Source organism: Paenibacillus physcomitrellae, assembly GCF_002240225.1.
GTDB classification, from domain to species: domain Bacteria; phylum Bacillota; class Bacilli; order Paenibacillales; family Paenibacillaceae; genus Fontibacillus; species Fontibacillus physcomitrellae.
The window spans coordinates 3,475,271-3,487,834 of record NZ_CP022584.1 but is presented as its reverse complement, the minus strand read 5'-3'; the positions used below and the strand labels follow the sequence as shown (position 1 = coordinate 3,487,834).

The window sequence follows — 12,564 nt, the reverse complement described above, 5'->3', positions numbered from 1 at the left end:
TTAACGCGGCATGTTGGAAGGCATAAATCCTCCGATGTCGACGCCCATCGCTTGAGCAATCCGCATACCATACTGCACGTCTGCGCGGAAGAAGTTGCAGATCGCCCGAAGCTGGATTTTCTCATTCGTCTGCTTCAAGTCGCCTACGATATTGCTGATCAGATGGTCTTTCTCGACATCTGTGTAGCTGCGGTACAACTCCCCTGCCTGGGTAAAATCGTCCGTTTTCTCGATTCTTTCGCGTCCGGCCTGCCCGCTGAGCGGCATTACGCTCTCCTTGTAAGCCGGATCTTCTTTCACGCTCTCTGTGTAACTGTTCGGCTCAAAGTTGATCGGCGAAGGATCCTGATTCACATTCATCTGTCCGTCACGCTGATGATTCCGCACCGGCGCATAAGGACAGTTGACCGGAATTTGCATATAGTTGGCGCCCAAACGATAGCGCTGCGTGTCCGGATAAGAGAACAGACGACCCTGCAGCAGCTTATCTTCGGATGGCTCGATTCCCGGTACAGTCGCGCTTGGGGAGAAGGCAGACTGTTCCACTTCGGCAAAGAAGTTCTGCGGGTTACGGTTCAGCGTCATCGTGCCTACCTTCAGCAGCGGATAGTGTTCCTCCGGCCACACTTTAGTCGGATCCAGCGGATCATAACTCCAAAGGTCCAGATCTTCCACCGGCATCAGCTGCACATGCAGCTCCCACTGAGGGAAGTCGCCTGCGGCGATATGCTCATGCAAATCACGTGTAGCATGGTTGAAATCTTTACCCTGCACTTCCACAACTTCTTCTGCAGATAAATTCCGAACCCCTTGCTTGGATTTCCATGTATATTTCACGTAAGTGACTTTGCCTTCGCCGTTCACCCATTTGAAGGCGTGAACGCCAAAGCCGTCCATCTCCCGGTAGTTCGCCGGTGTTCCATGATCCGAGAACAACCAGGTCAGCATATGCGTCGATTCCGGTGACAGCGTCATGAAATCCCAGTACCGGCCCGGCTCCTGTACATTGGTGGCAGGGGATGGTTTCAGGGAATGAACCATATCCGGGAACTTCAGCGCATCACGGATAAAGAACACGGGCAGATGGTTGCCGACAATATCGTAGTTGCCTTCCTCTGTATAGAATTTCACGGCAAAGCCGCGCGGGTCGCGGGCTGTTTCCGGCGATCCCGCCGAGTTGATGACCGTTGAGAAACGGACAAACACTGGTGTTTCGCGGCCAGCTTCCTGAAGGAAGTGGGCTCGTGTATAAGCCCCCATACCCGTTTCCGTTACAAAAACTCCATGTGCCCCCGCCCCGCGGGCATGCACTACACGTTCCGGAATACGCTCCCGGTCGAAATGCGCCAGCTTCTCCAGGAGATGATAATCTTCCAGCAGCGCCGGTCCCCGTCTGCCTGCTGTTCTTGAATTCTGGTTGTCTCCTACGGGAGCCCCCTGGTTTGTCGTCATTCTTTGATCCATATTATGAACACCTCATCGCGTGAATTTAGACTTGATCTAAATTTGATTCTAACATCATTGCTCTCATTAATCATGAAGGGCAAATGAAAGAAACATGAATGATCCTGAGACTAAAATGAAGAAAAATGAAGATCAATGAAGATCAATAAAGATCCATGATCAATGTGGATCTATGTGGATCAATGAAGACAAGATCAACGCGGATCAGGCCTCCTTAACCCAGAGAAGCTCGACTTTGTGACGCTCGTTCATGATTTTTCAGCTAAGAGGGCATAGTAAATGGGGGTTCTTATTCAGGGAAGGAGGGGCAGCCATGGACAGCACGCATGAGTTTGTGGAGAAAGTGCGGCAGCACCAGAAGAATCAGGAACGGAACAAAAAGAGGGGCCAAGGCACTCCTAATGCCGTACTGCCGACCAAACGGCACGGGACTAACAAATAGGAATTACAGATTATAACTTCAGAATCTAAGAATTTTAGACTTTCTGAGACATTAACAAAACCAGGAGAGCTTCTAGCCGTTCTCCTGGTTTTGTTTTGTATTACCTTCATTAAATCTTCTGCACCTTCACCAGATTGGTTGTGCCGGCCTGCATGATAGGCAGCCCTGCCGAAAGGACGATCGTATCTCCTTTATGAATATATCCGGTAGCCATCGCATTGCGGATCGCTGATTCAAACATGTCATCCGTAGTCGCCACTTTGTCGCCCAGAACCGGAATGACGCCGGAAAGAAGGCAAATTTGCGGCAGCACGTGCCGCTGAGGCGTAACGGCAATAATCGGCGCCTCCGGCCGGTATTTGGAGACCATCCGGGCCGTAAAGCCGCTCTCGGTCGACACAATAATCGCTTCAGCCTTCAGCTCAAGAGAGGCGTTAACAGCGCTTTGGCTGATGACCTCGGTGATATCGGAAGGATGCTGCATTCTTTTTCGATTGAATTGTTCCTGATAGTTCAGGACGCTCTCCGCTTTCTTGGCAACGGTCGCCATCGTCTGCACGGCCTTCACAGGATATTTGCCCGCCGCCGATTCGCCGGACAACATTACCACATCGGCACCCTGCATGACAGCGTTGAACACATCGCCGACTTCGGCCCGCGTCGGACGCGGATTTACCTGCATCGACTCCAGCATATGCGTAGCCACAATGACCGGCTTGCCGGCAAAATTGCATTTCTCAATCATTTCCTTCTGCAGCATCGGGACATCCTCTACCGGAACTTCAACACCCAAATCACCGCGGGCCACCATGATACCGTCTGAGGCCTCAATAATGTCATCGAGATTTTCGATGCCTTCTCCATTTTCAATTTTAGAGATGATCTGAATATGGCCTGCATCGTGCTCGAGCAGAATTTTACGAATTTCGCGGATATCATCTCCCCGGCGGACGAAGGAAGCCGCAATCATCTCAATGCCCTGCTCCAATCCAAAATGGATATGCCGAACATCTCGCTCGGTAACGCCTGGCAGTGTCGTTCTTACGCCTGGAAGGTTAACCCCTTTCGTTGGCTTCAGAGGTCCGCCGCTGATCACCTTGGCCAGCATTTCCGTTCCGTCTACCTTGACGATATGCAGCTCGATCAGTCCGTCATTAATAAGCACCCGGTCGCCTGGCTTTACAACCTTCGGCATATCCGGATAATTAACGGAAACCCGCTCGGCATCCCCTTGTATCTTTTCCGTGGTCAACGTAATCGAAGCCCCCGGCTCCAGCATGACCGAAGCCTCCTTCAGCTTGCCGATCCGGATTTCCGGGCCTTTAATATCCATCATCAGCGGGATAAACGTCTTTAGCTCCTCCGCTGCCCGGCGTACACCTGCAATTCTTCTGGCGTGATCCTCCAGTTCGCCATGCGCCATATTCAGACGCCCGACTGTCATGCCGGCCTGGATCATCTGCTTCAATACATCCGGTTCGTCGCAAGCGGGGCCAAGTGTACATATGATTTTCGTCTTCTGCACTTCAAACAGCCTCCTTCACCATAAAGTTGGAACTCGTCTTAACTATCCTTACCCCATTCTCCTATCTCCAAAAAAAAGCCCCCGCTGCCGGGGGCTGAAGCTGCCGATAAACTCCGGCAGCCGCCATATTTACTCTGTCCGGGGATCCAGATACTCGTCCAGAATACCGCTGCCATCCTGACTGTGGTTCTTGAACTGAGCTTTTCTTCCGGCTCTCCGTTCGCCGCGTCCACCGGCAGTATCGCTCTGGCCGTTGTTGCTGGCTATTTGACGTTCATGCTTCTGATGTTTGTCTTTAGTCATGATCTGCTCTCCTCCTAAATGACGGTATGACCCAAATTCCTTATCCAGCTGGACGAATCAAGTTCAGGCATAGTATGCCTTGTCCTCCGGCACGACATGCATCCGGGTAGTCCCTACTCGTGTCCCTCCGCGGACAATTCGGACTTGCATGATTCGCACCGTAACTTTCCCGGCTTCAGCTACTCCCTGGATTGGAGTTCTGGCGCTGTGAACCGCTGTTTTGCTGGTTCTCCCCATTTTCAGCCTGCTGCTGATCATTGGTTTGCCGCCCGCGGGCGGCCTGTTGCTGCTCGTTACTCGTTTGCTGCTGCTTAGGTTCAGGAGACTGCTGTTCATTTGCAGCTTGCTGCTGGCTTCCCGCCTGACTCCCGCCTTGCGGTTGCTGCTTATCCTGATCTTGCTGACTTACGGCTTGCTGATCATCATGATCAGCACCAACTGGGGCTTGGCTCTTACCGTCTCTCTTCTGTTGATCCTTATCTTGCTGATCCTTGTTCTGCCGACCATTGCCCTGCTGCTGATCTTTGTCCTGCTGCTGATCTTTGCCCTGCTGATCCGGCTGATCCTTATTCCCCTGCCCGTTACCTGACTGTGACTGTCCCTTGTCCGTCTGCTCGCCTGATTTCCCTGACCGGAACCGGATGGCCGATACTATCCAAAGCAGCAGCGGAATTACATATCCGTTAAGCGGCAGAAATAGAGCTATCCACAGCCGGTTTAGAATAACCTCATTCGAGAAGTTGCTCCTGATCAGAAAGAAACTAAGGACGAGAGTCGTCAAAAATGGAACCATGACAAAGTATTTCCACTTCTTCTCTTTCCCTACCCACTGAGCTGTTCCATAACCGGCAATAAACAAATAGACCGACATTTTCACAAAAATACTGACCAGCCAAACGGCCATAACAAAAATATCCATGTTCTGGATGAATTCCATCAGGTACACAAGTTTTACCATATCAAAAAAAGGATATTTAAGCTTGGAAGCAATATGCCAGCCAAAAGTCATCAGTACCCACAAAATCCCCATCATGATAAAGAAAGCCGACATAAGAAGACCTGACATAGCCGCGCGTTTGGTAGACTTATCCGGCTTATCTACAAAAGCAATCAGCATCATGATGTTCGCCGATTCCCCTAACAAAGAGGCTGGAACCAAAGAACCAGCCATGATCGAAGTGATCCCCGTCAAGCCGTAAACCGGAAACAAGGCTCTCCAGTCCAAATTGTTCAGGGTAAGGGCAAAGGTGAGGATCATGATCACAATCAGAATCGGAGCCCAAAGCTGCGTACAGCGCGCAATAACTTCAACTCCACCTTGCAAGACGGTATATAAAATTACCAGAAGCATGGAACCTATGACCATCCATGCCGGTGTCATGAACAAAACATTAGTGTGCACAAAATGATATTGATCGCGCATAATCAGCGGAATTACGAGGTACCACTGAGCTATATACGGAATAACGATCAGTTTCCCCAGCCATTTACCTAATATCACCGTGCTAAACTTGACCAATGTCTGATTGGGATGCCTCAAAGAAACCTTCGCCCCGAGATAAGCCGTACCGAGGCCGATCAGACCTGAGATCATGGAAGAAAGCCAGGCATCCTGATGACCGCTCCGAATGACAAGATTTATGGCAATCAGAAGATTAATCCCTACGTTCAGCATCAGGATCATCCAAAAGAGCTGTTGGTTGCTGATCTTCATTCAGTATCTCTGCTCCTTTTAGGAAGCACGGACTGCTCGTAAAGTCCCGTCCCCGTAATATCCAGCTGTAATTGCACGTCTACCGGTGCCTGTTTAAAGGTTTGCTCCCAGTCCGGCTCGAGTTTCTTCCACTTATAAGGATGGAACATCCGGATTGTATCCCCGAAATCAAACACATCTGTTCCGTATTGGGTTTGAACCTTTTTGATCACCTGAAGAACATCGGCCTCAAGCCGTTTCTGAAAGGTTTGCTCCAGCTTGAGAATGACCTGATCTTCCGCGACATTCATAGCCGTATTGTTCTCCACAATTTCTCCTCGGGCCGTAAGCCGGATCTTAAAGGAAACCGAACCATCCTGAAAGATAGGAGTAACTTTGGAGCGGAGATTGCTTAAACGCATACTGACCGTATTTTCTTTACCGTCAATCGTTTTGGTAATGTCTCTTTTCTTCAATTCATCGGCTACCCACAGCCTGACCCAGAAATCATCAGGTTCCAGATACCCCACCAGCTTGATGTTCTCATCCATAATCGCAATCCCGTCCATTTCCAACGTAGGCTGCGGCGGACTATCGTTTTCGGTTTTTTTGGGGACCTCCCGTTCCGGGTTCACGACCTCGATTGTGGGCATTACTCCGGATTTATTTTTGTTAATCTGGATAAAAAAATCCAACAGCGACCGGCTGATCGGCGCCCCAAGCTTCTCCTGGATCTTCTGTACGGCAATCGACGGATTCGTCTCTAGCCTGTAAAACAGAGCCATTGCCTCCTGGGCGGTACCGTTCTTAACAATAAATATATTGCTCCGGGGTCTAACGTTTGGACTTCTCGTATACTCGTCCATCAAATGCCCGATCCCATGTTTCGCCAGGTTCTCTCCAATAAAAATATTCCGGCGATGCCCGGAGAAGGTGACGCGCGACAGCTTCTTCTGCATATTTTGACCGGCGTCGGTAATATCCTTGCCGATGGCGCTCTCCGTGAGGAACCCGGGGCTTCCCCCGCTCCCTTCCTGAGCTTTGGCAGCCATAGGAAGGACAATGTTAGCCGTAGCCAAATAACGCCCGTCTTCAAGCAGGTCCATGCCCCATCCGAGGAGGATGGCTCGGTCATTCAACTCAAGACGGTCCCAGCATCCTGTGAGCGGGAGCATGCACATCAGGACAAGCGCTATTTTTCTCCACATGCTTTCATTCCCCCTTATTTAAACCTTTCAGATATTACTTCTGAGGCGAACGTCTCCTGTTCTGACCGGACAAAGTGCCCATTCGTTTGTTCATCTTCCACTTCGGCGCGCGGATCAGGATATCCCGTAAATTAGAGGACTCGAGCGGTGAAGCCGGAGCCATATACGGAATCCCAAACGGCTTAAGGGATACCAAATGTACCGTCATCAGAATGAGGAACAGCATAACGCCGTAAAATCCGATAAAACCGGAGATCAGCAGCAGCGGAAACCTCAGCATACGGAACGAGGCCCCGATGTTATACATCGGGAACGCAAACGAGGCAATCCCCGTCAGCGACACAATAATGACCATCGGACTGGAGACAATCCCTGCATCGACGACGGCTTGGCCGATTACGAGTGCTCCCGCGATACTCACGGCAGGTCCGACCTGCTGCGGCAGGCGGATGCCCGCTTCCCGAAGCCCCTCGAAAATAATCTCCATCAGCAGCGCTTCAATCATTGCCGGAAAAGGCACGCCTTCACGGGCAGAAGCGATACTGATTAGCAGCGGAGTAGGAATAACCTCCGGGTGAAAGGTCGTGAGTGCCACGTATAGCGAGGGGAGCAGCAAAGAAATATGAACAAATATATAACGCAGCCATCGCACTAATGAGGCATACATCGGCCTTTCGGTATAATCGTCCGCCGCCTGCAAACCCGCCCAATAAGTCATCGGGGCAATGAGTACAATCGGGGAATTGTCCACGATAATGACGACTTTGCCCTCAAGCAGACTCGCAGCGGCGACATCCGGCCTTTCCGTATTTTGTACTTGCGGAAAAGGAGAAAAGACACTGTCTTCAATGTATTCCTCAATATCCTGAGAATAAAGCAGCCCATCCACATCAATATCCTTGACACGGCCTTTAACTTCCTCGATGAGCGACTCCTTGGCAATGCCATCAATGTACATAATCGCTACGTTTGTACGGGTAAACGTGCCAATCGAAAGCGCCTCCGCTTTCAAACGGGAACTGACGATCCGCCGCCGGATTAATGAAGTATTGGTGCGCAGGGACTCGGTGAACCCGTCACGCGGCCCGCGGACCACCTTCTCCGAAGTAGGTTCGTTGATCGATCTTTGCTCCATTTTGATCAAATCAATGATCAGCACCTCTGATTCTCCGTCCATCAGAACAGCGGTTTCGCCTTTCATAATGTTCTGAAGAATTTGTTTGAACTTATTCTCACGTGAGGTATGCAGGGCCGTCACCAGATACTGCTCCGGCAGATCGGTTCTCTTCTGATCTCCGGACGGCTGATCTTCGGATGAACCGGGCGTATAATTCGATGAATGGGAGCGATTGGACGAATCCAATTGAGCCGACTGGTCGGACGGCCCAGAACGGCTGGATCGGCCAGTCCGTCCGTTTCCCCCGTCAGGCCCTTCCATAAGCGGTCTTAGTACGGCTTCCTCGACCTGCTGGGAATCACACATACCGTCCAGATAAATCAAAACGCCATCCTTACCGGAAGAATAAAGCTTAAAAGGACGGTAAATGATGTCCGAGCAGTTCTCCAGACTTTTCTTCAACCGAGTCAAATTAGTCTGAAGGTCGGACCCCAGTGGAGGTTCACCCTCCTGTTCACCGGACGAGCCGCTGTTCTTGCTCTTCTTCTTACTGGAACTGGAATCGCTGGAATCCGAGTTGGACCGGCCTGAACCTTCTCCGCTATCCGATTTGGAAGCCGAAGCGGAATACTGCTCGTCCTGATTGTCCTGGTTATTTTGGCTGTTTTGGTCAATCGGGTCATTCTGGCCATTTTTGTTGTTCGGGTCCTGGTCCTTCGGGCCGTTCTGACTGCCCTCACGGCTTTGATCTTCACCAGAAGTCTGATTCTCGTCTGGGTCCTTGTTTTGCTCTGAGTCTTTGTCTTGGTCGGGGGCCTCGCCCTGGTTCTCACCTTGGTTTCTGTTTTGATCCTCACCCTGGTTCTCTTCTTGGTCTTGGTTTCGATCCTCGCTCTGGCCCTCGCTCTCGCTTTCACTCTGGTTCTGTTTCTGCTCTTTCTCTTGCTGATCGTCCAATCCCTGGCTTTGGTCTTGGCCCCCGCTTTTCGCTTTGCCTCGACCCTTGTCTTCTCCCCTGCCTAGGCTTTTGTCGTCTTCTCCCTTCTGGTCCTCGCTTTCTCCCTGGCCTTCGTCTTCGTCATCCCCGCCGCCTATGCTTTGGCTTGGATCAATTCCTTCGCTTTGACTTGGATCAGCGCCTTCCGTTTGGCTTGGATCAGTGCTTTCCGTTTGGCTTGGATCAGTGCCTTCCGTTTGAGGTTGATTCGTGTGGTTGCCCGGATCTGAAACCTCCTCCTGCCCCCGGTTTTGTCCATCAAACTCCCGGCTCAGTTCTTCTTTATGGTCCTGAGACCGCCCCCACTTCCGGTTAAGGTCGTCTTCTCCCTTATCCGGCTGTTGATCCGTCCACTGTTCCTCCCGGTTCCTCAGCTGTTCCGGACGTTGGTCTTCGCCTTGAGCTTGGCCTTGGGCTTGAACTCTCACTTCACTTCGGCCTTGAACCCGATTCCCATCCAGATCCTGATCCAGATCAAAGATCTGTTCCTGCCCCAGACCTTGATCCTGCTCTTGAGCCAGCTCTTGAACCAATTCCTGAATCAATTCTTGTACCAGTTCATGATCCTGCTGCCGTTTTTGCTCTTGATCCCGATCAGGTTCATGCTTTCCGTCGTTATTCTTGTTCTTGAACCATGACACGCCCCTCACCTCTTGGTGTTGGTATTTGCCGCTTTTAGCAAAAATATGCATATTCCTGGCAGGAAATGAGGTGGATAGAACTACAGATCCATCCTGACTCGTATGATCAGGGAATAAAAAAGGACCCCGCAGGGTCCTCAGGCGTTTAATTACTCGGAATCACTTAACAAACCAAGCTGGGACTCAAGCACGGAATCCTCATCTTCGCCCTTCAGGAGGCTGAGGTGAGAGTCCATGATGGACTGATAGTCCTCCTCATCCTTCATTACACTTAGATTAGCGTTGAGAAGCGAATCGATTCCCTGATCATCATTTGGAGTGCTGGCTTCGAATTGCAGGCCGGTATTTTCATTTTCTTCCGGATTGCTGGTTTGAATAATCCAACAGCGGCCTAGCGCCGCGTTGTCCTCTTCCTTCTGGGTATCCAGAGTTATGCCCGATGCGGAAGTTTGATCCTCATTCTTCAGCGCATCAACTCCCAAATTCAGCAAAGCATCATCGTCCGCTCCATCTTTCAGTACATTCAGTTGAGTATTCAGCACTGCGTCATGGTCCGGTTCAGGCTTCAATACATCAATGCCGAGATCCAGTACCACATCGCCATTCTCGGTGTCATTTGAGACATTCGTGTCGGATTCCGTCACGGTTTGGCTCGGTTCTTCTGGCGTGCTCGTCTGTGCGCTGCTATCGTTTGATGCCATGTGATCTGCCGTCTTGTCGTCTGAAGTCATGCCGCTTGTCTCATCCTTCAGGCCGTTAGCATTAACGTCAGCATTAACATTTACATCAGCCGCAGAATTTTGATCTTCATCCTTTAGCACGTTGAGGTCAAGGTCCAACACAGAGTCGCCATTCTCGGTGTCAATAGAGACATTCGTGTCGTATTCCGCCACGGACTGGCTTGGTTCAACTGGCTTGCTTGTTTGCTCACTGCTATCGTTTGATGTCATGTGGTCAGCTGTTTTGTCATCTGTTGTCATGCCGCTTGCCCCATCTTTCAGGCCATAAGCATTAACGTCAGCATTAACGTTTACATTTACATCAGCTGCAGAATTTTGATCTTCATCCTTCAACACGTTGAGACCGAGGTCTAACACCGAATCGGTATCTTCACTATTTTTCAGTGCATTCAACTGAGTATCCAACACGGAATCATGATCCTCTTCGTCCTTCAGCACGTTCAGATTGGAATCCAATACCGAAACCTGGCTCTCTCCATCCTTCAAACCGGAGTCTCTCCAATCGGCCGCAGGGCTGCCGTTTTGACAATTGCTCTGCTGCGCTACTCCATACTGGCCGTTCAGCAACTGCAGCTTGCCATCCAACAGGCTGGTGCCGCTATCTTGTGATACATTCAGCTCAAGGCCTACGAGGCTGCTGACTCCTGTATTCTCTCGACTGGCCGAAGCGTGGACATCCTTCTGAGCTAAACCTGCAGCAAAAACAAAAGACGAAGCAAGCATCAATCCAATTAGTTTCTTATTCATTAATCAAGCACTCCTTTTCTTATGTGGGCTTTAGTAGTCAATCGGCCTCAAAGAAAAGAAATGGTTCCGGCGGCTGGAACGGAGGAGCGTTGGAATATTGATCCTTCATGAACAAGACTGTCCCTGTCTGGCCAAGTCCGTTCATATCAGTCTGGATATTCCCCTCGTTTAATACAGCAATCCAATAACTGCTTCCACTGAAGGAAGGGCTGCCGCCGCTTGATCCGCTTGATCCGCTTCCTCCACTTGTTCCGCCGTTCGGCTGCCCTGCCCTTGTAAGGGCAGGCCCCGTCCATGGCGATGGTGCTGGCGGCTGCTCATTCCCAGGATGATCCCGGATTGGCCCCGCCGTTCCTTCAACCCAGTGGGAAGAACTATCTGCCTGTCTGTTCCCGCCTTGTAATGCAATCTCCATGGCCAAAAGAGTTCTTTCTCTCCCTGCAGTAGGCTGCACCAGCTTATCGATAGCCAGGCCTGGAACTCTAGCCCCTATCACCAAAGGCCCGGTTCTATCCTGAACAGCATCCTGTTGGCACTGCTGGCTCTCCATGAAGTAAGGCGCATAGCCTGTATCCGCTGAGGCTTTCGCTTCCGGGTCTGCTGCTGAACCAGGAGGACTTTCAGCGGCATCAGTTCCGTTGTCGCTCATCCTTGACGAGCTTCCTGACTGAATGGATAGAACAGTCGCCTCCGGTTTCACAGACTGCCCCACATCCTCAGACTCCGCAGCCTTATCCGTTCCCGTCACCTTAATTTCGGCATCCGGAAGTTCCAGTTCATCTGGCAAAGCAGCTCCATCCGTCTGCACAGTAATCTGTACCTCCGGCAAATTTTCGGTCAGCGTGGAAACAGTGTCCTTCACGGCACCTATCATTGCACTTCCGCTGCCGGACGCTGCCTCAACCGTATTTCCAGCCGTTTCCAGAGCACTGTCTACCGTCTCCTCTACGGCACTCAGAAGTGGATCGAGCACAGGCGGCAGGGTTTCGACTGTCCGTGGAGCCGCTTTGCTTACTTTGTCTTGAACCGTTTGCGGAACGGCCTGTCCAATGGATACAATAGGGTTCACTGTATCCTGGATCACCACCTCTCGAGCAAAACCGGAAACGGCAGTACCTGCCTCTTGAACCGCCCCGTCTAAAGCTTCTGTTAGCGGTTTTAGTAAAGTCCCGGCAGAAATCTCTGCATGAACGGCCAGATCTTCGGATTGAGCTTGGGGCCTCTCTTGCGCTGTTCCTGTCTCCTCACCCGGTTCAGCCCCGGCAGCTTCAGCTTGTGGTTTATCCGCTGTTCTCTCCTCTTGAATATCTGACATCACGGCACGTGAATCTGAAGACAAGATGGCAGATACTCCAATTACGACCGAAGCGATCGGCCGGACTGCCGGCTGTGCATCAGGCGACTGCCCCTCCTTGGCGTGAGACTGGCTTCCCAACGCAAAAGAAACAGCCAGAACCGCTGCACTAACCACCCATCTGTATTTCCTCATCTGTTCACCTCCTTTCACGTACGAAATATCGGTAGCGTATAGTTACCCCTTACCCCTTTCCCGAAAAAGAAAACAAATCCAAGCCTAGGCACAAGCCGCATTTTTCAAAGGTTTAAACAACAACAAAAGGCACCCCATTCTTTCGTAATGGGATGCCTTAGAGAACTGCTTCTATATGCTTCTTATGCTTCTTTATAA

Annotated in this window: 9 protein-coding genes; 1 reads left to right on the top strand and 8 read right to left on the bottom strand. The window is 50.9% G+C overall.

Going from position 1 to position 12,564, the window contains the following annotated elements; translation table 11 throughout:
• Entirely contained in the window at positions 1 to 1,464 is a 1,464-nt protein-coding gene (locus tag CBE73_RS15710) for a catalase (protein ID WP_094095019.1), read from the bottom strand.
• Positions 1,465 to 1,777: 313 nt separating this feature from the next.
• Here CBE73_RS15710 and CBE73_RS15705 point away from each other — a divergent pair, with 313 nt between their 5' ends.
• Complete coding sequence (locus tag CBE73_RS15705; protein ID WP_083180456.1) at positions 1,778 to 1,906, top strand: DUF4023 family protein; 129 nt, start codon at positions 1,778 to 1,780, stop codon at positions 1,904 to 1,906.
• 109 nt (positions 1,907 to 2,015) lie between these two features.
• Here the strand turns inward: CBE73_RS15705 and pyk are convergent, their stop codons facing one another.
• The 7 genes from pyk to CBE73_RS15675 all read right to left on the bottom strand — a co-directional run bounded on the left by pyk (position 2,016) and on the right by CBE73_RS15675 (position 12,366).
• A complete protein-coding gene (gene pyk / locus CBE73_RS15700) occupies positions 2,016 to 3,431 on the bottom strand; it encodes a pyruvate kinase (RefSeq protein ID WP_094095018.1) in 1,416 nt (471 codons plus the stop codon).
• Positions 3,432 to 3,560: 129 nt separating this feature from the next.
• Positions 3,561 to 3,734, bottom strand: coding sequence for a hypothetical protein (locus CBE73_RS21980; protein ID WP_157739598.1), 174 nt, complete (start codon positions 3,732 to 3,734; stop codon positions 3,561 to 3,563).
• Positions 3,735 to 3,909: 175 nt separating this feature from the next.
• Complete coding sequence (locus CBE73_RS15695; RefSeq protein WP_094095017.1) at positions 3,910 to 5,448, bottom strand: GerAB/ArcD/ProY family transporter; 1,539 nt, start codon at positions 5,446 to 5,448, stop codon at positions 3,910 to 3,912.
• Positions 5,445 to 6,635 (bottom strand): Ger(x)C family spore germination protein, encoded by a 1,191-nt coding sequence (locus CBE73_RS15690; RefSeq protein ID WP_094095016.1) that lies wholly within the window; start codon positions 6,633 to 6,635, stop codon positions 5,445 to 5,447. The genes CBE73_RS15695 and CBE73_RS15690 overlap by 4 nt, the downstream gene beginning before the upstream one ends.
• Before the next feature lie 34 nt (positions 6,636 to 6,669).
• Positions 6,670 to 9,390, bottom strand: coding sequence for a spore germination protein (locus CBE73_RS15685; RefSeq protein ID WP_157739597.1), 2,721 nt, complete (start codon positions 9,388 to 9,390; stop codon positions 6,670 to 6,672).
• Positions 9,391 to 9,539: 149 nt separating this feature from the next.
• Entirely contained in the window at positions 9,540 to 10,877 is a 1,338-nt protein-coding gene (locus tag CBE73_RS15680) for a hypothetical protein (protein WP_094095014.1), read from the bottom strand.
• Positions 10,878 to 10,914: 37 nt separating this feature from the next.
• Positions 10,915 to 12,366, bottom strand: coding sequence for a hypothetical protein (locus CBE73_RS15675; protein ID WP_094095013.1), 1,452 nt, complete (start codon positions 12,364 to 12,366; stop codon positions 10,915 to 10,917).
• Positions 12,367 to 12,564: the final 198 nt, after the last annotated feature.

Bases quoted from the DNA above. Each gene is read 5' to 3' on its own strand.
- CBE73_RS15710 (WP_094095019.1), bottom strand. From the start codon at position 1,464: ATGGATCAAAGAATGACGACAAACCAGGGGGCTCCCGTAGGAGACAAC.
- CBE73_RS15705 (WP_083180456.1), top strand. From the start codon at position 1,778: ATGGACAGCACGCATGAGTTTGTGGAGAAAGTGCGGCAGCACCAGAAG.
- CBE73_RS21980 (WP_157739598.1), bottom strand. From the start codon at position 3,734: ATGACTAAAGACAAACATCAGAAGCATGAACGTCAAATAGCCAGCAAC.
- CBE73_RS15695 (WP_094095017.1), bottom strand. From the start codon at position 5,448: ATGAAGATCAGCAACCAACAGCTCTTTTGGATGATCCTGATGCTGAAC.
- CBE73_RS15690 (WP_094095016.1), bottom strand. From the start codon at position 6,635: ATGTGGAGAAAAATAGCGCTTGTCCTGATGTGCATGCTCCCGCTCACA.
- CBE73_RS15680 (WP_094095014.1), bottom strand. From the start codon at position 10,877: ATGAATAAGAAACTAATTGGATTGATGCTTGCTTCGTCTTTTGTTTTT.
- CBE73_RS15675 (WP_094095013.1), bottom strand. From the start codon at position 12,366: ATGAGGAAATACAGATGGGTGGTTAGTGCAGCGGTTCTGGCTGTTTCT.